Raw genomic sequence first — 21095 nt, forward strand, 5'->3', positions numbered from 1 at the left:
ACTTCATATATATCTCTCTTTGTTTACTAATGGTCATTGTACATTGTACATTGTCCATTGTAAATTCCTTTTGGTCAAGCCCTCGGTCTATTAGTATCGGTTAGCTCCATACATTACTGCACTTCCACCTCCGACCTATCTACCACATAGTCTACGTGGGACCTTACTAGCTTACGCTATGGGAAATCTTATCTTAGGGGGGGCTTCACGCTTAGATGCCTTCAGCGTTTATCCCTTCCGCACTTAGCTACCCAGCTGTGCCATTGGCATGACAACTGGTGCACCAGAGGTGCGTCCATCCCGGTCCTCTCGTACTAAGGACAGCTCCCTTCAAATCTCCTGCGCCCGCGACAGATAGGGACCGAACTGTCTCACGACGTTCTGAACCCAGCTCGCGTACCGCTTTAATGGGCGAACAGCCCAACCCTTGGAACCTACTACAGCTCCAGGATGCGATGAGCCGACATCGAGGTGCCAAACCTCCCCGTCGATGTGGACTCTTGGGGGAGATAAGCCTGTTATCCCCAGGGTAGCTTTTATCCGTTGAGCGACGGCAATTCCACTCTCATACCGCCGGATCACTAACTCCAACTTTCGTTACTGTTCGAGGTGTCTCTCTCACAGTTAGGCTAGCTTATGCGTTTGCACTCTTTGCGCGATTTCCGACCGCGCTGAGCTAACCTTTGAGCGCCTCCGTTACTCTTTTGGAGGCGACCGCCCCAGTCAAACTGCCCACCTGACAGTGTCCCATACCCGGATTACGGGTACTGGTTAGAATTTCAGTATCTCAAGAGTGGTATCCCAACGTCGACTCCGACAACACTGGCGTGCTATCTTCTCAGTCTCCCACCTATCCTGTACATGAAATACCAAAATCCAATATCAGGCTACAGTAAAGCTCCATGGGGTCTTTCCGTCTTGTCGCGGGTAACCGGCATCTTCACCGGTACTACAATTTCGCCGGGTACGTTGTTGAGACAGTGCCCAAGTCGTTACGCCATTCGTGCGGGTCAGAACTTACCTGACAAGGAATTTCGCTACCTTAGGACCGTTATAGTTACGGCCGCCGTTTACTGGGGCTTAAGTTCACACCTTCGCTTGCGCTAAGCATTCCCCTTAACCTTCCAGCACCGGGCAGGCGTCAGCCCCTATACGTCGTCTTTCGACTTAGCAGAGACCTGTGTTTTTGCTAAACAGTCGCTTGGGCCTATTCTCTGCGGCCAGGTCACCCTGGCACCCCTTCTCCCGAAGTTACGGGGTCAATTTGCCGAGTTCCTTAACAACGCTTCTCCCGTTCGTCTTAGGATTCTCTCCTCACCCACCTGTGTCGGTTTGCGGTACGGGCACCTAACCAATATATAAGCTTTTCTCGTCAGTGTAGAATCGTCTGCTTCGCTACTTGTTTTCGCTCCCTTTCGCCGCACTCAACCAACGGTGCGGTCAGACTATCTTCCTGCGTCCCTTATATACTTATCGGCTTCGGTGGTTACGGAATTTCAACCGTATGTGCATCGACTACGCCTCTCGGCCTCGCCTTAGCTCCCGACTAACCCTGAGCGGACGAACCTTCCTCAGGAAACCTTAGGTTTTCGACGATTATGATTCTCACATAATTCTCGCTACTCATTCCGGCATTCTCTCTTCTATCTCGTCCACATGTCCTTGCGGTCATGCTTCAACCTGTCATAGAAAGCTCCCCTACCCAGTATTGCTACTGCCAAAGCTTCGGTATAGATTTTAGCCCCGTTACATTTTCGGCGCAGAATCACTCGACCAGTGAGCTATTACGCACTCTTTAAATGAGTGGCTGCTTCTAAGCCAACATCCTGGTTGTTTTAGCAACTCCACATCCTTTTCCACTTAAATCTATTTAGGGACCTTAGCTGTTGATCTGGGCTGTTTCCCTTTTGACTATGAAACTTATCTCCCATAGTCTGACTCCCGGACATCATTTATGCGGCATTCAGAGTTTGATAGGGTTCGGTAACCGGATAAGGCCCCTAGCCCATTCAGTGCTTTACCTCCGCTAAATTAATCCGAGGCTAGCCCTAAAGCTATTTCGGGGAGAACCAGCTATCTCCGAGTTCGATTGGAATTTCTCCGCTACCCACAGCTCATCCCCCAATTTTTCAACATTGGTGGGTTCGGTCCTCCACGAAATTTTACTTCCGCTTCAACCTGTCCATGGGTAGGTCACCCGGTTTCGGGTCGTATACAACGAACTGCGCGCCCTTTTAAGACTCGGTTTCCCTTCGGCTGCGGTGCTTAACACCTTAACCTTGCTCGTTACATACACTCGCCGGACCGTTCTACAAAAAGTACGACATCGCACCTTAATGTGCTTTGTCTGCTTGTAAACACAGGGTTTCAGGTTCTATTTCACTCCCCTCCCGGGGTTCTTTTCACCTTTCCCTCACGGTACTATGCGCTATCGGTCATTAGGTAGTATTTAGGCTTGGAGGGTGGTCCCTCCTGCTTCCCACAGGATTTCTCGTGTCCCATGGTACTCTGGATCCTGCTAGCTCACTTCGGTTTTCACATACGGGACTCTTACCCTCTATGGTCTACCTTTCCAGGTAGTTTTGCTAACCTTCATGATACATATTGCAGTCCGCAACCCCTAAAGTATTGCTACTTCAGGTTTGGCCTCTTCCCCGTTCGCTCGCCACTACTTAGGGAATCGATGTTTCTTTCTCTTCCTCCGCCTACTTAGATGTTTCAGTTCAGCGGGTATTCCTCCATACAGCTATGAATTCACTGCATGGTGACTGGATATTGCTCCAGCCGGGTTCCCCCATTCGGATATCTGCGGGTCAATGGCTATTTGCGCCTTACCGCAGCTTTTCGCAGCTTATCGCGTCCTTCTTCGGCTCCTAATGCCAAGGCATCCACCCTGTGCTCTTATTAGCTTGACCTTTGTTTAGTGAATAGTTAGTAGTGAATAATGAATAGTGTTATTCATCTTCCTACTGCTTTTCACCTCAACAGTCTGGTGTTCTCCTTAAGAATTATATGAGTAAAGTTTTCCTTTAAAATTGTAGTGTAATACAGTGGTTCCACTGCGATTACCCTTTTTTAATCTTTTCCTCATGTCTTTACATTGTTTAGTTTTCAAGGTACATTTTGTTTAGTTAATAGTGAATAACTAATAATGAACAGTTATCTTCTATTAACTTTTGAAAGATCATTTTCTTAGTGACTGCTAACAGCTTCCATTCATAGCTTTTAAACTATTCATTATTCACTATTAACTATTCACTAAAAAGAACTTGGTCTTTCAAAATTAAATAGCGTAAGAGTTCTCGTGAAGATCATACTAATATGATCTATCGACCATAGGATTGGCTCCATCCGTTAATAATTATTAACTATTCGTTATTCACTATTAACTGGAGCTCTGCTCCTTAGAAAGGAGGTGATCCAGCCGCACCTTCCGATACGGCTACCTTGTTACGACTTCACCCCAATCATCAGCCCCACCTTCGACTGCTGCCTCCTTACGGTTAGCTCACAGGCTTCGGGTGTTACCGACTCTCATGGTGTGACGGGCGGTGTGTACAAGGCCCGGGAACGTATTCACCGCGGCATGCTGATCCGCGATTACTAGCAATTCCGACTTCATGTAGGCGAGTTTCAGCCTACAATCTGAACTGGGACCATTTTTGGCGATTTGCTCCACGTCACCGTCTTGCTTCGCTCTGTTAATGGCCATTGTAGTACGTGTGTAGCCCAGGACATAAGGGGCATGATGATTTGACGTCGTCCCCACCTTCCTCCGATTTGTCACCGGCAGTCTCGCTAGAGTGCCCAACTTAATGATGGCAACTAACAATAGGGGTTGCGCTCGTTGCGGGACTTAACCCAACATCTCACGACACGAGCTGACGACAACCATGCACCACCTGTCTTACAGTTCCCGAAGGCACTCCCAAATCTCTTTGGGATTCTGTAGATGTCAAGCCCTGGTAAGGTTCTTCGCGTTGCTTCGAATTAAACCACATACTCCACTGCTTGTGCGGGCCCCCGTCAATTCCTTTGAGTTTCAACCTTGCGGCCGTACTCCCCAGGTGGGATACTTATTGTGTTAACTCCGGCACTGGAGGGGTCGATACCCCCAACACCTAGTATCCATCGTTTACGGCGTGGACTACCAGGGTATCTAATCCTGTTCGCTCCCCACGCTTTCGCGCCTCAGCGTCAGTTACAGTCCAGAAAGCCGCCTTCGCCACTGGTGTTCCTCCTAATATCTACGCATTTCACCGCTACACTAGGAATTCCGCTTTCCTCTCCTGCACTCAAGAACTACAGTTTCAAATGCAGCCCCGGGGTTGAGCCCCGGTATTTCACATCTGACTTGCAGTCCCGCCTACACGCCCTTTACACCCAGTAATTCCGGACAACGCTCGCCACCTACGTATTACCGCGGCTGCTGGCACGTAGTTAGCCGTGGCTTCCTCCTCTGGTACCGTCATGTTTCTTCCCAGAAGACAAAAGTTTACGACCCGAAAGCCTTCTTCCTTCACGCGGCGTTGCTGCGTCAGGGTTTCCCCCATTGCGCAATATTCCCCACTGCTGCCTCCCGTAGGAGTCTGGGCCGTGTCTCAGTCCCAATGTGGCCGATCACCCTCTCAGGTCGGCTACTGATCGTCGCCTTGGTGAGCTTTTACCTCACCAACCAGCTAATCAGACGCGAGTCCATCTTATACCGGATTGCTCCTTTGATCAAACAGCCATGCGACTATCTGATATCATGCGGTATTAGCACATCTTTCGATGTGTTATCCCCCTGTATAAGGCAGGTTACTCACGCGTTACTCACCCGTCCGCCGCTAAAATTGGCATCCGGTAAACCTTCAACCAATCTCCGCTCGACTTGCATGTGTTAGGCACGCCGCCAGCGTTCGTCCTGAGCCAGGATCAAACTCTCAATAAAAATTTATTGAACGTTTAATTAGCTCAAAATTATCACTAGCTTTACTTTGTTATAAAGTACGCTAAAGTTTTCTCAAATCATCAATAATTATTAACTATTCGTTATTAATTATTAACTATATTAAACGAGAACCTCTTACGCTATCCAATTTTCAAAGACCAATTTAGTACTGCTCACTGAAGCAGCTTTGCTATTATATCAAACTTTATTTCGTTTGTCAACAGCTTTTTTCTTGGTAATTTCTTCATCGCTCTTGTGAAGCGACAAAAGCTATCTTACCATGATCAACTCTGTTTGTCAACAGCTTTTTCTTTGGTAATTTCTTCATCGCTCTTTCGAAGCGACAGAAAATATTCTAACATAATCAAGCTTACCTGTCAACAACTTTTTACTGGTAATTACTGTACCGCTCTATACAACAAAAGTTTTCTTATATCAGCTCACTTCCTTGACTTTCACCATCCACTGCTGTGAACTGTGAACCATAAACCGTGAACTAATTTTTTAGTTACCGTCAATAGTTTCATTATAATGGCTTTTAAACTATTCATTATTCACTATTAACTATTCACTAAATAATGGTGGAGATGAGGAGAGTCGAACTCCTGACCCCCTGCTTGCAAGGCAGGTGCTCTCCCAACTGAGCTACACCCCCACATTTTTTGTCACTTGTTGTCGCAAGCGACAGCTTTAATAATATAACACAGACAAGCATTATTCATCAAGTGCATAAACCGTCAAATATTACAATCATTTTAAAGTGTATTCATCTGATACGCTATTATTTGTTATTACTCCATTTTCCTGTGATTTTTACACTATATAAGTTGAACTAAACAATTGTATGATTTATTCCGATATACCTTGTGATACTTTTACAAAGGATGAAGATTATTATGAGAGCGTCATAGGAAGAATTAAATTCAATCAAAGCAGCCATGGATATAGAGAAGAAAGTTAGAGTTTTTAGAAGAATCAGGCACTCTATCTATTTCTATCCGGAAAAACACGTGAAGAAGTATCAGAAATTGTTAGAATATCACCAACCACGGTTAGCAATATACACACAGCATACAAAGTCGAAGGCTTCCAACAAATTCTCTTTGTAGATGAATCTATGATTCGCGACTACCAAGCTATTCACCAAACGTGGTTTGAACAAGGATTGATAAATTTGTTGTAATGCCGAATCAATTTCATGGAATATTGATTATTAACAAGTAACATGCTGTAGGGCCGCATCGAAATACGGCCGAAATAGAAACCGTTAAGCAGTCAGGAAATATAGATCAAAAAAGGAATCCAGTTCTGGCGAAGGAAAAAAATCAAAACTACCCGCTCAGCGGGTAGTTTTGATTCATAGACAAGGATATTATGACCTTATCCGTTGGTATAATGTTCCTTTATGTCAAAAGTATTAGTAGCACAACAGATTAATTTACTATATCCATTGTCTGTATATAAGTGCTTCTTTTCTAAATCTCCATAAATTTCAATAATATTGCTCATAAAGATATCATGATCTCCCGCTTCAATTATTTGTACTACTTCACACTCATAGGCTATATGGGACTCTTTTAATATTGGCGGCTCTATGGACTGAGATGATATAACATCAATATTATATTCTTTAACTTTATCAATCTTGTAACCGGAAGAAGTGCTGCATTTCCATGCTTTTTCCTTCATGCTTTCGCATGGCAGACACAAACTGAACTGCCGGGTCTCCTTGATGTTTTGATTGGTGCAGCAAGCTTTGCTAAGGCTCACCAATATGATAGGGGGCTTGGTGGAAGCAAAAGTCCACCAAGACACACCCATAATATTGACTTTTTTATTATTTCCCATAGAAATAACCAAACCGTACGGATGAGGTGAACTGTACCGGATAGACTGGACCATTGTTATCTTTTCCATACACTTATCTCCTTCTCTGCTTTAAAAAATAGTCTCTTTTATTTAAAATCATTCCCTGCCGTCAATATAAGCATGTGTTTATAAGGTTAGATTTTCTTCATTGCTTTTAATAATCTTTCCGGTGTCAAAGGAATGCGGTTCACCGCTACTCCTACCGCATCCATTATCGCATTTGCGAAGGCAGGTGCCGGCGCGTAAAGGGCATGTTCTCCGATGCCCTTGCCCCCCATAGGCCCGAATGATGAAGGACACTCTATAAATTCTATCTCGTTCTTTTCCGGAATATCCTGCGCCGTAGGAATAACATATTCAACAAACGAACGCGTAACCGGCTTGCCATCCTTCATCAAAAATTCTTCATACAGCATCGTTCCTAAGGACATAACAGTACCGCCTATCATCTGCCCAATTGCACTTTTTTCATGAATCACTTTTCCGATATCATGGGCAGTAAATACATTCAGCACCTTGGTTTCTCCGGTATCTTCATCCACTTCTACATCAACTACACTAGCCATATATGTAACACCATGCTTATCCACAGAATCAGGACCTTCATACCATCCGGTAACCGTAAGGTTTTTTCCTTCATAATAACAATAATCCATAAAATCTTCAAACTTTACGCATTCTTTATCCCGCATATAGAACTTTAAATTTCTGAATTCCACTTTTTCATCTGTTTTCAGCATCTCTTTTACTGTGTCCTCCAACCGTTCCTTCAATTTTCCGGCAGCGGAAATAACTGCATTGCCGCAATTGAAAGTGGCCTGTGAGTCACCTAGTGATCCTGCCTTTGGAGTAGTATGGCTGTCGCAATAAATGATGCTCACCTTTTCCTCATCTATATTAAGAATTTGAGAGGTTAATCTGGTGATTACCCCTGTTATTCCCTGTCCGATTTCTGCAAAACCCACCCTTACATTGACCGAACCGTCCAGGTACATGGTCATATCGGCACCGGTACCTCTATAACCGGGTGTATCTCCTATACCGAACATAGGCATAGCTACAGCAATACCTCTCCCAACCTTCTTATGCTTTCCTGGCTGAGGTTTAGGACCGGCCATACGGATAGCATTCTCCAAAGCTTCCTCTACCGTAACCCTATCCGATGTCATCTTCCATATGTTTCCTTCATATTGCCGCTCTATTTCATCTTTCTTCATGTAATTAACTCTTCTAATCTCCTGAGGTGAAATATTCAACTTCCTAGCAGCTCTGTTTAGAAGTGTTTCCATCGCAAAGGTACTCTCTGTCGAGCCAAACCCCCGGAAAGCGCCTGCCTCATTATTAGTTGTATGATATATTTCACCCCTGCCTCTTAAATGATCTGTCCAATAGGGTCCGCAAAGATACCGTACAGCCGTGTAAACAGTCCTTTCAGAATACCCAAGGTACGGACCGGCTGCAGATTTATATTGTCCATCTACGGCTAATAATTTACCTTCCTTGCTTAAACCGATTTTAAGCTTAATTCTAAGATCATGCCTCTTAGATCCTGCGATAAATGATTCCTCTCTGGTCCATACCAGCTTAACAGGCTTTTTTACCACATGAGCTGCAAGTGTCAGGTGAATCTGCACAGAGATACAATGTTTTCCTCCAAATCCTCCTCCCACATAAGGTGAATACAGTCGTACTTTCTGGAAAGGCAGTCCTAAGGACTTGCATATCATTCTGTGATGCCTTCCCAGGTTTTGTGAACCGAAACAAACATTAATAACACCTTGTCCGTCGATAAATGAATGACCGGCTTCCGGCTCTATAGGAGCATGTTCTACCATCGGAAAAGTATATTCTTCTTCCAATATCAGATCCGCCTTAGAAAATCCTTCTTCAACATCTCCTTTTTTGATTTCATAAGTAGAGCAAGGCTCTTTTGTTTGCTGGGCTTCCTCAAAAGAATTTACGGAAGGTAATGGTAAATACTCTACTTTTATAAAATCCAGAGCTTGATATGCTATCTCTTCTGTTTCCGCTACCACTATCGCCAAGGCATCACCAAGAAACTTAGCCTCTTCACCTTCTCCAACAAGTACCGGTCTGTCATAGGGTTCAAATACAGCAGCTTTATTGGGACCTGTAATGTCTTTTCTGGTGATGATCCGTTCAACGCCTGGCAGGGTTTCCGCTTCTGCGGTGTCGATTTTAATAATTTTTGCTGCAGGATACTTCGGCCATAATATTTTTGCATAAAGCATGCCCGGCATATAAAAATCTGCCGTAAATTTGGCATTGCCTGTTACTTTCTGATAAGCATCTGTTCTGAAGGGTTTAATCTTTACCATGGTTTAATTCCTCCATTACTGATTCTATAGCTTCAATGATTTGTTCATAGCCGGTACATCTGCATAAATTGCCTGATATACCTTGCTTAATTTCTTCGCGCGTGGGAGAAGGATTTTTATCCAGTAATGCCTTCACCGTGAGAATCATCCCCGGTGTGCAATAGCCGCACTGTAATGCGCCTTGCTCTAAAAACGCCTTTTGAATAGGATCTATATAGTCTTCTTTAGAAAGACCCTCTATTGTCGTAACTTCCTTGTTCTCCACCTGACCGATAAGCAGCATGCAAGAGGCCACATTATCTCCATTCAGTAAAATCGTGCATGCACCGCACTCCCCGGTTTCACAGCCTTTCTTAACCCCGGTAAGTCCGAACTTGTCCCTTAGAACATCTACCAAAGTCCAGTGGGGCTCAGCGTCTATCGATACCGGTTTTCCATTTAACGCAAAGTTTACCATCATGATCTTCCACCGCCGTTTTCTAAATTATCGCTGATTACCCGGTCGCACATTACCCCTGCGATATACTTCCTATACTCCTTACTTGCTCTGATATCGGATATAGGAGATATCGAATCCTGTATTATTTTCCTTAGTTCCTTCCCAAGTTCGTCGGTGTATTCTTTTCCCTGCAGGAAGTTTTCTGCCTGCCTAAGCCTTAACGGGGTAGGCGCTACCGCTCCCAATACCACTCTTGCTTCCTTAATTTTTCTACCATCTTCAAAGGCTGCTCTTACAACGCCGTTTACGATAGATATTGCCAATGCATTTCTTTTCCCCACTTTAAAAAACTTTTCCATATCCCACTTGATCTTAGGAATCCGGAATGCTTTTATTAATTCGTCCTTAGCTCTCGCCGTTTTCTTTGGCCCTATCACAAAATCTTCAATTTTTAATAGACGTTCACCTCGTGGCGATACTAATACAACTTGGGCATCCAGACTGTACAATGCTGCAAGACCGTCTGCTGCCGGAGACGCTGTCTGAACATTGCCTCCGATGGTCGCCAAGTTCCTTATGATCGGGCTGCCAATATACCCGGAGGCATCCTGCAATACAGGAAAGTTATCATGTATTACGGAAGATCCTATTATTTCAGAAAAGGATACCGCAGCACCAACGGTGATATCATGGGCTGTTTCCTTAATCTCCGTAAGCTCAGGGATGTCCTTGATAGATATGACCGCATCCGGTTTCACCAGCTTGGACCGTATTTGTACAAGTAAATCGGTACCACCTGCAATAAGTCCTATATTTTTACCGGAATTTGATAAAACATCCAGTAAATCGTTTATACTATCACATCTTGCATAATCAAATTTTACAAGCATATATAGATTTCTCCTTTTATATGAACTGCACCATTATTTATACTTACGTATAAATAAGTTGATTGTCAATCAAGCTTTTGTAGGGGTGGATTCAATATCCTCCCGAACTGGTTATATCTCGTATCCGCGGTCAGATATGAACTCTACCCCTACAATCAAACATTAGATTTACTATAATTTAGATGTATTCCACTTGTCTTAAACCTTGAACATCTCTACCAATGAATCGTATAGCATCAAATACTTTTCATACGTCTTTTCATATACGGCGCGGTTTTCTAACCGGGGTTGCAGGCAGTGGCGGAGTGATACCATCTCATTGCATGCCTTTTCCAAACTCGGATAAATACCTACGGCAGTTCCTGCTAGAATAGCTGCTCCTAGAGAAGCCGCTTCTTCATTTTTCATTGTAAAGACCGATTTTTGTGTAACATCCGCTTTGATTTGGTTCCATACCCGGCTTCTTGAACCCCCGCCAAGGGATCTTATTTCTTTCACATCAATCCCCAGCGTATTCAAAACATCGATATTTCTCTTAACGATACACGCTATGGACTCCATAACGGCCCTTATAAAATAAGGCTTTGTATGATGAAGGGTAAATCCGTAAAAAACACCTTTCGCAAGCGGGTTTGACTCTGGCGCCATCGCCCCTGCAAGATGGGGCAACATAATAAGACCGTCGGCCCCCGGCGGCACACTGTCTGCTTCTTTACCCATCAAATCATACGCGTCAAGTCCGGCTATTTGCGCAACCTGCCCTTCACTTTGGCAAAATGCATCCCTGAACCACTTTAGCGTCATGCCGCCTGTCGTAAAGGTATGCGCCATGTATGTATCGGGAATAGCATGATAGTGGCAGGGCATCATTCCCTGCGGATCAAAAAACGGTTTATCGACAGTCGCACAGATTGCAAGCGCCGCACCGGTATTTTCGGAAATCACTCCGGGTTTGATATTTCCCACCCCGATCGCACCGCATGCCTGATCCAATGCACCGGTGGTAATCATTGTTTCTGAGGACAATCCCAGTTCGGCAGCGACTTCCGGCAATAGCTGCCCTACCGTTTGACCGGGCTCCATCAGTTCAGGAAGCTGCTGCTCAGAAACACCGAGATAATCCAGCATTTCTTTCCACCAGGTCTTTTTGATAATATCCCAATATACGGTAGAACAAACCAAAGAGCCTTCACATACGAACTTCCCGGTCATTCTATAAATAAAGTAATCTTCTATCAACAAATACTTTGCGGCATTTTTATATACTTCCGGATTATTTCTTTTTAACCATAGTATTTTAGATGCAGGCCATGTAGGCACGATTTTAACCTGACCGGTAATGCGGTACGCATGCTCATGTCCAAATTCATCACCCAAGATATCTGCTTCTTCCTGCGCCCTGTTGTCAAGCCAAACAATCGCATTCATCAACGGTTTATGATCGGCACCTAAAGTAATGAGGGTCTCACCCTGGGCAGAAATGCCTAACGCTTTAATGTCTTTAGGACTCACCCCGGACACTGACATAACCTCTTGTACCCCCGCCTTAAAAGCTTTCCAGTATACTTCCGGATCAAGCTCCACAGCAAGCGCGGTAGGTGTGAGCAACGTATATTCTTGCGTAGATTTTCCCAATACACTTCCATCCTTGGCAAACAACATTACCTTTATAGCCGTAGTGCCCAGATCCAAACTTAAAATACATTCCATTCCGCTTCTCCCCCTTATACCGGACTAGGTGCGCAGGACCATGTAATAATTGCTTTCTCGGTACCTACATTGGTCAATTCATGCGGCTTTCCTTCAGGAATAATGATAATATCCCCTTCTTTTAGTTCATAATATTGGTTTTCGCCGGCAATATTCATAATTACGTGACCTCTGCTTACATAAAATATCTCATGGGAATCCGGATGACCGGGATCTATACCTCCCCGCTGTCCAGGCAGCAGCGTGGAGGTTCCGAAGGTGATCTTGCCTGTCGCAATATATTCACGGCATAACTCTTGCCCGTCAAGAAACACGCGGGCCTCACTTTCTTTTATTACTTTCGGCTCCATATTTTTACCCCCTCTATCTTTATCATTTTCAAAAGAATTAACCCATGTACTCAATGACTTTTTCTATCTGCTCTCTGAAAGAACCGTTTGGTACAAATTTTTTATCGAAGAACGCCGAACCGATAGTAAAACTCCATGGCGCGATTTCTTTCACCTTATCCAACCTGTCAAAGCTGGAAATGCTTCCTGCTACGCATACAGGAACCTCGGTTTCCTCAACAAACCTTTGTGCCAATTCCTCAGGATTCCCCTGTACATATCTGTAGGCAAGAATATCGAATCCGCCTACGCCTTTATCAGTCATTTTCTTTGCTTCATCGATGATTTCATCAATGGTTCCTTCTAAGATACTTGGACTTCCACTTACTTTGCCGCAGAAAGGCAAATACTTTGTAGATGAGTTTTCAAATAATTTAAAGACAGAGTCATAGAAGATTGTACCCATCAGGTAATCAAATCCGCATTCTATCGCAAGCTTGGCCCCTGCAAGACATTCTTCTTCCGTATATGATACTACCTCCATAAAAGTTGTTTTATTATTTTTCTTCATTTCAGCAACAAGCTCTTTCATCTGAGGGATAGGTAAGCCAACATCCTTAAAACCCCAGCATTTCACAGGCAGGTCCTTACATTCATTGAATACTTCCATTGCATTTTTTACTGTTTGATCATTATAAGTTAACATGATTATCATTTCCGGTTTCATATTTATCCCCCTATACAATTATGTGTAATTTAATTTATTAAAAATCTGTATCCCAAACAGTGGAATATCCGGTATCTATGACCGGTTTCCTTTGGTCTGCAGATGTTCCATAGATCCATAGAAAGCCACCAACTTGTTGAATTCTTCTTTGTCATAAAAATTAAATTTACCTTTTCCGAAATCCTTTGCGATTTCAACACAATAACGCACTGCTGCCTCCATATCAATAATGCTGCTCGCTCCCGAGGCAGCACCGGATACAGGGATTTCTGTGGTTATTGCTACACCAAGCACCGGCATAGCTACCCCGGCAGGTATCTCACACAGTCCATTCAGATGATGTATATCATCACAAACAGGTGTAATGTCCTGCATAGTAATAGGAATCACAATTGCTCTCTTCCCGGTTACACGCTCCATCACATCAATGGCGTCATTGCTTACTTTCAACACCCAACCCGCTTTTACTGTCGGAGTAATGGCAAAACCATTGTTATTTAGCACCTTGTTCCCTTTTGTCGTTTCTGTCACCAAAGCAGCATCAGCAGTTTCATCAATGATGTTCTTCTTCAATTCAACAAAATCTACGTAACTGGACATAAAAGGAACAGGATCGTGAGGCATCGTCGGGGCATTCGGACAAATCGTCGTACGTACTACAATATCGCCGTCGGTATAGTCCCCATTTTTTTGCATATCCGCAAGCTTAAGCCCGCTGGCAATTGCCACTAAAGCGCCATCGGCATCCGATACGATGCCCGTAACCGCAGGCCTGCCTCCTACACCGCCAAGACTCCCCGCAATATTAAGGGTAGGTGCGGTACCTCCCGATGATTTGCCGTTTTTTCCTTTAATGGTTATACTGACGAGATCGGTATAACCGCCTTCAGCATATAAACGCTTTGTCGATGCATCTTGGATGCCGCGGTCTTTAAACATCTTGACAATGGTCTCTCCGTCAACAAATTTACTATCCAGTACTTCATAAATTTCCATGGTCTGTCTTAAACACATTTTTATTTTCTCCTCCTTTAAGCTTCTTCTTCATTCATTCTCTTTATAAACGGGACATATCTCGGATCCTTCTCAAGAACATTTGATAAGGCTGAAACACCCGATTTAAGTATTGCAGCAGTTTCCACTACACGTTTGACCATACTTCGGGCGGTATCGATAGTAATGGAAGCATCCGGCGTCTGTTCCACCGCTCTGTCTTTCGAAGCCTCCACATCAAAGCGTCCCCCGGTCCAACCTCCTGAACCAATATGAGAACCATCAGGAGCAACCGGTACTGAATTTATGAGTGTTGCATGCAGTATAATGCTCTGCATGGCAAGCTCCTGTCCGCCATATATGCATGCACCTTGTGTAATAAAGCCGATGGCCTTCATATGCCGCATAGAGGTTACTTCATAATATCCGTAAAAAGAATTATGCAACCTGTCGTAAAAACACTTTAATTGCCCGGGTATCCCTACCACATAGACCGGACTTGAATAAATAATGCCATCTGCCTTAATCCACATCTCGCGCAGCTCATTAAAGTCATCCTTGAGTATGCACTGCCCGCCGTTTTCATAGCATTTGAGGCATCCGATACAAGGTCCGATCTTCTTACCTCGCATGCTATAGGTCTGTACCTCAACCGGGAATGGAAGTTCAGATACGCATTCCAATGCTTTTTCAAGTAGATACTGACTGTTTCCTTTACGCGGACTTGCAGATATTGCTAACAGTTTGATTTTTTTCAAATAAAACACGCTCCCCTACAGTTTAACTGACTAACTCTTTAATCAATGTGTATCCTATTTCTTCTGCTTCACTAAGAATCTTGGTGTCCATTTGATCAACCGTATCATCCGATTGGTGATACAGTGGAAACGGCAGTGCTACGACTTGAACATTGGGTATATTTTCTTCATTGAATGGCCAGTTGTCGGACGAAGCTTTTGCAGTATCAAGCTTTATATCATGGGCAATCTTTAAGTTGCTTTCGTTGAGTATATTCATTAAATATTCGCCTTTCCCCATCCCTGCCCGCAAAAAGAAGTTTTCGCCCTTGCCTACCATATCAAAATTAACGCAGAATTCGATATGATCTAATAGACCATGCTCCTTAAGAAATTTGACATAATATCTTGAACCCAGTAAACCCGGTTCTTCACAACCCATCGCAATAAACGCAATAGTTTTCTTATTCATTTTACCTTCTTCTATAAAACGCTTTGCGATGTTATATACAACTTGTATGCCTGAAGCATTATCTACCGCTCCCGGCGCATAGAATACCGAATCATAATGAGCACATACGACTACCTGCGGCAGACCTTCTCCCAGTACCCCTATTACATTTCTGGATTGGGAAGGCACAAAGTGCCCTGAATTGTAGAGACATACCTTTACCTCTTGTCCGCTTTCCAACAAGTCGTCAATTTCTCTTGCATCATCTTTGCCAATGACCGCACATGCTTCCGGCAGTGTGCATTTTCCGCTTGATATAGGTGCTGCCATGCCGTTTGGATTGGCCACAATGCAACCTAACTCAGTATTGTTCTCATCAATGATGCTGTATTTTGTCCAATCCATATACCCTGGTATAATATACATCTTACCGATTTTTTTCAGTTTCCCGACAATCCCATTGGGAGGGGTTGACAGTGAATAAGTATATGGCGCTACTTTTATTTCTTTCTCTACCGGTGCTTTTATCCAAAGCCTCGGCGGCTCATTCATATTCCAATTCAGAAATGTGAATTCCTGCACGTTTGTATCCAACCCGAGTTTTGTAAACTCACCGGCTAAAAATTCAGCCGCACGGGCTTCTCCTTGCGTTCCTGCCACTCTAGGTCCCATGACTTCCGCTAGATGCTTTAATATGTTCAATATGACTACCTCCTGTTTAATATTGTGTATCCTGCAATGCAGAACTTGTTAATCTTCCTTAGCAACCTACCATGGCTCAATGATGACGTCCATTATACCCCCGCAAACCATCCCCTCTTCCTCGGCAACATATCCGGTCATATCTATATGTTTCAACTCCACCGACCTATCCCTGATCACATTCATGGCAGCTGTGATCACTTCTCCTTCACTGCAGCCTCCCCCAATGCTTCCTACTGTCCGTCCATCCTGCCATACCAGCATTTTTGCTCCTGCCTTTCTAGGTACTGAGCCTTTTGTAGCAATCACTGTCACAATGGCTTTTGGTTCTACGTTCTCCTTGCTTAATACCTCCAATACATCGCGGTCATACTCCACCCAGTTCGTTTTCAGACCGGCATTCGGTGTGTTTTCAAAACCCTTTTGCCTTCTAAAATTTATTACCTGGGCAATAATTGCTACAGCTATTTCCTCAGGAGTAACTGCCCCAATATCAATGCCTATGGGTGCATTTACGCTATCCAGTTTCTCCTTTGAAAAACCTTCTTCCAATAGCTGTGCCATTGCACTCCTGACCTTCCGTTTAGAACCTATCATACCTATATATGCAACATCATGTTCCAATACTTTGCTTAGGCAGTACGAATCATATCTGTGACCTCTTGTTACAATCACCACAAAGGAGGCTTTATTTAACGTCAATAGCGGAAAGCTTTTTTCAAAACTCTCACAAATTACTTTTTCCGCTTTAGGAAAGCGTTTTGTATTCGCAAAGGAGATCCTGTCATCAACAAGCGTAATGGAAAAACCAACTGCAGCACCAAATTCAACAAGCGGCTTTGATATATGTCCTCCTCCAAACACGATAAGCTTCGGCTGTGGTAAATACGGCTCTATCAAGTATTTCTTCTGCCCTATTCCCGGAACATATTGCAAACATCCTGACACAAGCGCATTTCTTATACTTTCTAAAATACTTCCGTCCACACAATACTTTGAAGCACATTGCTGCAAGTTGTCTTCCGCGAAAAGTATTTTATTATTACTACCGGCATCTATACTATTCGAAGCATCAATATCTGTAAGCATAACAGCCCTTTTGCCTTCATTAAGAACATCCACCAGCCTTCCATATACGTTTTCACTCATCACATATCACCTCCAAGTCCTCCAATCACCACTACTTCTATAGAGGCGCTTTCCTTCGATGTTGCTTAAATTGTAAGCACAGAATGGAATAATTCTTCCATCCTTATCCAGCACATGTAAACTACATGCCTTCAGTCTTTCGAGATCAAGGTTCCAGCAGTCTTGGAATAACATACCCGTAATACTGAACCCATGTGATTTTACCCTGGCAATAAAGTCTTCCCACTCACCAAATCCCGAATTACAACATCTTTCATCTGTTCCGGGCACCTGTGTTTCTCTCACCCATCTTCTTGATACAAAACTACGGCTTTTTTCAACAGCAGATCCCATGGTTTCTTGCTCGCAGCAGCATTTTTGTTTTGACTGCTGTGTTAGGCTTCTCACATTTCCATCCGGCATCAGTACAAAATCACCGTGAAATCCGCAGTGCGGATGGTCACACCTTGAAGGAGCAAAATTGCTTGCTTTAAAGACACCTTGGGTTTGTCTTTCTATTTCCCCCAGTAATTCGGGCAAAGTCATACGCCGGCTGTCAACAGGCTGCTTAGGATACCTACCGAAGTAACTGACAGGTTGAAAATGCACCCCTCTAACATCAGGGATTCTATGGAGACTGTATCTTAATATCTCACCTATATTTTCAGAATTGATCCCTGGGATAATGGTAGGTACCAGTACAACCCCCAAATAACATTCACTACAATTCTTAATTGCTGCCTCTTTATCTTTCAGAAGAGGCCTTCCGCGGAGTTTCTCAAATATTTGATCATTTGTTCCATCAAACTGCATAAATACAACCGATACTCCGGCATCTTTTAGTTTTCTGGCGTATCCTGGCTCTTGCCCCAACCGTAATCCGTTTGTATTTAATTGAATAAATTCAAAACCCATATCCCTCGCAAGGCTTACGATCTGCGGCAAATCCTCTCTTACGGTCGGCTCTCCCCCCGAGATATGCAGAAATGGTTTTCCCCTTTCTGCCAGCATTTCCAACCATCCTTTTATCGTTTCAAAAGATGGGTCTTCGGTTATCCCACCGCTATCTGCATAGCAAAAACTACAGTTCTGATTGCATCGGTCTGTAACTTCCAACAGAACACAGCAGGTACGCTGCCTATGCTCCGGACATAGTCCGCAATCATATGGACATCCTCTATCCACTGCGGCCATAGCATTTTGCTGATATGGGATCAATTTCTCCTTCTTCCATGAAAAGAAACTACTTGCTTCATGTCCACGCCAAACGATGGTTGAAAAATCCCCATGCTCCAAACATCTCTTCTTAAGATAAATATCCCTATTTTCTTCCACATACCATGCATCAATCCGTTCAAGACATACCGGACAAACGCTTTCGGTATGATAAATGACTTTCTCCTGATTATTCATTACTCATCCCCCACCAGCCGGTTCTCTTCAATAAGCTCAAAACAACGCATACATGTATCTGCCGTTATTTTAAGACAGCGGGACATGTCTATTTTCCCTTCCGTGATATTAAAGCAGGTTACGCTTCCATACCTGTCTTCAAACCATCTGACTAATTCGGGAATCAGTACAGATGAATAATGTTCGTGATACAGCGAAAGCACACATGCAGCTGCAGCAAGCGTACCACAGAACCGGTAGGTGCATACGCCATGGCACATCCCTTTCATTGCTCTGATCAAATCGGGATTGTCTTTGTCTAACATCTCCAGTCCTATCGCCATAACGATTTGCGCACAGCAGTATTTTTCAAGTGCTAGTTCGGTTACACGCTCTAAAATATCATCCATCCCTACCCCTCGCAATCACTCAATAGATTCTCCTAACTTTTGGTTGCAATAAGCAAATAGTACCCTATTTTCTTCTTTGTCCATATTGTTTCAGCATTACAAAATTCATTCTTGCATCCTGTCTGTCTGTAAAAGTCCGCCATAGATCCGTACTTGAAAATAATACTGCACAGCACATCAATAAGTGTCTTTGAATGATCCTCAAATAATCGGATTTTAAACCCCATGTTTTGAACGCAGGCATACAATTCTTCTTTTGTCAGTATTCCTGCTATACTGCTAACAGCATTAATATCTATCGATACACTCTCTGCTTTGCGCATATATAGATCACTTAAAATTAGATACCCGTTTCTTTTCAATATGCGGCTGCATTCACCTAAAACCCTACCGATGTTATCTACATGAGACAATGTACATTCGCAAAGGACGGCATCCATTGTTTCACTCGGGAAAACCGTGCCTTCCGCCCTACCGTACATGATAGGTATGCTGCAATTTCTCTTCCTGCCTATACGCAGCATTCCTTTGGAGTTGTCAATACCCATAGCATGGATACCGTAATGATTGATAAGATATTCAACGCTTGCTCCGACACCGCAGCCTATATCAAGCACCCTCGAACCTGCTTCAAGACCGCAGAAATCAGCAGCTCTTTTAGTGATGTGATAGCCACCCGGTCTTAACGTTATTCCAAAAAGTTCTATGGCCTTTGGATTTTCATATATATTACAAGGAATAGGATTGTTCATACGACTTCTCCTGTCTATTCTGTCTATGCACCTGTACCAAAGGAGCATTCCGGATAACGGCAGATTCTACACTTGCGGCATAATCCTCCCATACCGAATTTCACAATATCCTTTTTGGTTATTTCCTTTTTTGCTAGAATCATAGGGAGTATCAAATCGAAGATTGTCGTCCTATCATACATAACACATCCTGGCAAACCCAGCACCGGGACTCCGTCCAGATAAGCGATGAGTATCATTGACCCTGGAAGGACCGGTGCACCATAAGTTACTATATTTGCACCTGTCTTTTTAATACCCGCGGGGGTAACATCATCAGGATCGACAGACATTCCTCCCGTGACCACTACCATCTCCACTCCTTCTTGGACCATCCCCTTGACTGCATCACATATCTTTCCATCGTCATCGGGCAGAATTGTCTTCTGCTTTACTACACATCCAAACCCTCTCACCTTCTGTTCTACTATCGGTCCAAACTTATCAACGATCCTACCGGAATAAACCTCACTGCCTGTGGTAACAATGCCCACCGACAAGGGCCTGAAAGGCTTTATTGTGAGGACTTTCTTTAACTCACAATATCTACCCACTTTAAATAGGTTTTCTTTTTCTATTACAATAGGGATCACCCTAATTCCTGCGATCACATCATCTTTCTTAACCCATCTTTTGTTATTTAGTGAGGCAACTACAATTTCATCAACCATATTGATATTAAAAAGCAGTTCTTCATCTATCACCAGCATACCTTCATAATCGGCAATCAGATCTACCCTTCCATTACAAGGCGCTGTTAATCTCAGTCCTGCACCCGCAACTTTCTCTGCAATATATGTGGCAGCCTCATCTTCATGTGCCTGATGTTCTTTTTTTTCCCATATATATATGTGCTCCTTCCCTATATTTAATAGTTCCGGAATATCTTCTTCAGTAATAATATGGCCTTTTTTGAATGCCCTTCCTTTAAACTCTCCCGGAATGATCTTTGTCATATCATGGCATAATATCGCTCCAACAGCTTCTTGTACTTTTACTTTCTTCATCCGAAAACAACCTCCGCTTTGACCGCTTTAATGTTTATTGTTCATTTACCTTCCAAGTTTTTTTCAATCTCTGCCATTTTACCTACAGCCGTACTTTCATCGACATGCACCATACCGCAGGAAGGACATCTTGGCAATTCAGCGGGAAAAGTATTTCCAAGGTATGTGATATGCACTTTTCCTTTTTTCAAAGGAACATTACATTTTGCACAAATAATTTGATGTGCCCCTTCTTCTCTTTCCTTCAT

At 43.5% G+C, this 21095-nt stretch carries 16 protein-coding genes, 1 tRNA gene and 2 rRNA genes; all 19 read right to left on the reverse strand.

Annotated elements, in window-relative coordinates; genetic code table 11:
- Nucleotides 1-70: 70 nt before the first annotated feature.
- Nucleotides 71-2915 (reverse strand): 23S ribosomal RNA (locus QKW49_RS07145).
- Between the two features lie 493 nt (nt 2916-3408).
- Nucleotides 3409-4933 (reverse strand): 16S ribosomal RNA (locus QKW49_RS07150).
- Together the 16S and 23S rRNA genes form the textbook arrangement of a ribosomal RNA operon.
- 579 nt (nt 4934-5512) lie before the next feature.
- Nucleotides 5513-5588: transfer RNA gene (locus QKW49_RS07155), tRNA-Ala, on the reverse strand.
- A gap of 725 nt (nt 5589-6313) precedes the next feature.
- Nucleotides 6314-6850, reverse strand: coding sequence for a flavin reductase family protein (locus QKW49_RS07160; RefSeq protein ID WP_282866850.1), 537 nt, complete (start codon nt 6848-6850; stop codon nt 6314-6316).
- An 86-nt stretch (nt 6851-6936) separates the two neighbouring features.
- Entirely contained in the window at nt 6937-9141 is a 2205-nt protein-coding gene (locus tag QKW49_RS07165; protein ID WP_282866851.1) for a xanthine dehydrogenase family protein molybdopterin-binding subunit, read from the reverse strand.
- Entirely contained in the window at nt 9128-9601 is a 474-nt protein-coding gene (locus QKW49_RS07170) for a (2Fe-2S)-binding protein (RefSeq protein ID WP_282866852.1), read from the reverse strand. Before QKW49_RS07170 ends, QKW49_RS07165 begins: the two co-directional genes overlap by 14 nt.
- Nucleotides 9598-10470 carry a xanthine dehydrogenase family protein subunit M gene (locus QKW49_RS07175; protein ID WP_282866853.1) on the reverse strand — a complete coding sequence of 291 codons (873 nt, stop codon included), beginning with the start codon at nt 10468-10470 and terminating at the stop codon, nt 9598-9600. The genes QKW49_RS07170 and QKW49_RS07175 overlap by 4 nt, the downstream gene beginning before the upstream one ends.
- Before the next feature lie 198 nt (nt 10471-10668).
- Nucleotides 10669-12180 carry an FGGY-family carbohydrate kinase gene (locus QKW49_RS07180; protein ID WP_282866854.1) on the reverse strand — a complete coding sequence of 504 codons (1512 nt, stop codon included), beginning with the start codon at nt 12178-12180 and terminating at the stop codon, nt 10669-10671.
- Nucleotides 12181-12194: 14 nt separating this feature from the next.
- Nucleotides 12195-12530, reverse strand: coding sequence for a cupin domain-containing protein (locus tag QKW49_RS07185; protein WP_282866855.1), 336 nt, complete (start codon nt 12528-12530; stop codon nt 12195-12197).
- Nucleotides 12531-12567: 37 nt separating this feature from the next.
- On the reverse strand, nt 12568-13236 hold the full coding sequence (locus QKW49_RS07190) for a hypothetical protein (RefSeq protein WP_282866856.1): 669 nt from the start codon (nt 13234-13236) through the stop codon (nt 12568-12570).
- Between the two features lie 75 nt (nt 13237-13311).
- Nucleotides 13312-14250 (reverse strand): DUF1177 domain-containing protein, encoded by a 939-nt coding sequence (locus tag QKW49_RS07195; protein ID WP_282866857.1) that lies wholly within the window; start codon nt 14248-14250, stop codon nt 13312-13314.
- A 17-nt stretch (nt 14251-14267) separates the two neighbouring features.
- Nucleotides 14268-14987, reverse strand: coding sequence for a flavodoxin family protein (locus QKW49_RS07200; protein ID WP_282866858.1), 720 nt, complete (start codon nt 14985-14987; stop codon nt 14268-14270).
- A 22-nt stretch (nt 14988-15009) separates the two neighbouring features.
- Nucleotides 15010-16119: a M28 family metallopeptidase gene (locus QKW49_RS07205; RefSeq protein WP_282866859.1), complete on the reverse strand. Its 1110-nt coding sequence runs from the start codon at nt 16117-16119 to the stop codon at nt 15010-15012.
- A 66-nt stretch (nt 16120-16185) separates the two neighbouring features.
- A complete protein-coding gene (locus tag QKW49_RS07210; protein WP_282866860.1) occupies nt 16186-17268 on the reverse strand; it encodes an XdhC/CoxI family protein in 1083 nt (360 codons plus the stop codon).
- 6 nt (nt 17269-17274) lie between these two features.
- Nucleotides 17275-18660 carry a radical SAM (seleno)protein TrsS gene (trsS, locus tag QKW49_RS07215; RefSeq protein ID WP_282866861.1) on the reverse strand — a complete coding sequence of 462 codons (1386 nt, stop codon included), beginning with the start codon at nt 18658-18660 and terminating at the stop codon, nt 17275-17277.
- Nucleotides 18660-19049 (reverse strand): C-GCAxxG-C-C family protein, encoded by a 390-nt coding sequence (locus tag QKW49_RS07220; protein WP_282866862.1) that lies wholly within the window; start codon nt 19047-19049, stop codon nt 18660-18662. The genes trsS and QKW49_RS07220 overlap by 1 nt, the downstream gene beginning before the upstream one ends.
- A gap of 32 nt (nt 19050-19081) precedes the next feature.
- Entirely contained in the window at nt 19082-19801 is a 720-nt protein-coding gene (trsM, locus tag QKW49_RS07225) for a DVU_1556 family methyltransferase (RefSeq protein ID WP_282866863.1), read from the reverse strand.
- A gap of 23 nt (nt 19802-19824) precedes the next feature.
- Nucleotides 19825-20847, reverse strand: coding sequence for a molybdopterin-binding protein (locus tag QKW49_RS07230; protein WP_282866864.1), 1023 nt, complete (start codon nt 20845-20847; stop codon nt 19825-19827).
- A gap of 41 nt (nt 20848-20888) precedes the next feature.
- The gene (locus QKW49_RS07235; RefSeq protein WP_282866865.1) at nt 20889-21095 is read right to left on the reverse strand and encodes a DVU_1557 family redox protein; all 207 of its coding nucleotides are present in this window, start codon (nt 21093-21095) and stop codon (nt 20889-20891) included.

Source organism: Petroclostridium sp. X23, assembly GCF_030013905.1.
Lineage (GTDB): Bacteria > Bacillota > Clostridia > SK-Y3 > SK-Y3 > X23.

Coding starts and splice junctions, on each gene's coding strand:
- QKW49_RS07160 (WP_282866850.1), bottom strand. CDS start 6,850: ATGGAAAAGATAACAATGGTCCAGTCTATCCGGTACAGTTCACCTCAT.
- QKW49_RS07165 (WP_282866851.1), bottom strand. CDS start 9,141: ATGGTAAAGATTAAACCCTTCAGAACAGATGCTTATCAGAAAGTAACA.
- QKW49_RS07170 (WP_282866852.1), bottom strand. CDS start 9,601: ATGATGGTAAACTTTGCGTTAAATGGAAAACCGGTATCGATAGACGCT.
- QKW49_RS07175 (WP_282866853.1), bottom strand. CDS start 10,470: ATGCTTGTAAAATTTGATTATGCAAGATGTGATAGTATAAACGATTTA.
- QKW49_RS07180 (WP_282866854.1), bottom strand. CDS start 12,180: ATGGAATGTATTTTAAGTTTGGATCTGGGCACTACGGCTATAAAGGTA.
- QKW49_RS07185 (WP_282866855.1), bottom strand. CDS start 12,530: ATGGAGCCGAAAGTAATAAAAGAAAGTGAGGCCCGCGTGTTTCTTGAC.
- QKW49_RS07190 (WP_282866856.1), bottom strand. CDS start 13,236: ATGAAACCGGAAATGATAATCATGTTAACTTATAATGATCAAACAGTA.
- QKW49_RS07195 (WP_282866857.1), bottom strand. CDS start 14,250: ATGTGTTTAAGACAGACCATGGAAATTTATGAAGTACTGGATAGTAAA.
- QKW49_RS07210 (WP_282866860.1), bottom strand. CDS start 17,268: ATGAGTGAAAACGTATATGGAAGGCTGGTGGATGTTCTTAATGAAGGC.
- trsS (WP_282866861.1), bottom strand. CDS start 18,660: ATGAATAATCAGGAGAAAGTCATTTATCATACCGAAAGCGTTTGTCCG.
- QKW49_RS07220 (WP_282866862.1), bottom strand. CDS start 19,049: ATGGATGATATTTTAGAGCGTGTAACCGAACTAGCACTTGAAAAATAC.
- trsM (WP_282866863.1), bottom strand. CDS start 19,801: ATGAACAATCCTATTCCTTGTAATATATATGAAAATCCAAAGGCCATA.
- QKW49_RS07230 (WP_282866864.1), bottom strand. CDS start 20,847: ATGAAGAAAGTAAAAGTACAAGAAGCTGTTGGAGCGATATTATGCCAT.
- QKW49_RS07235 (WP_282866865.1), bottom strand. CDS start 21,095: ATGAAGGAAAGAGAAGAAGGGGCACATCAAATTATTTGTGCAAAATGT.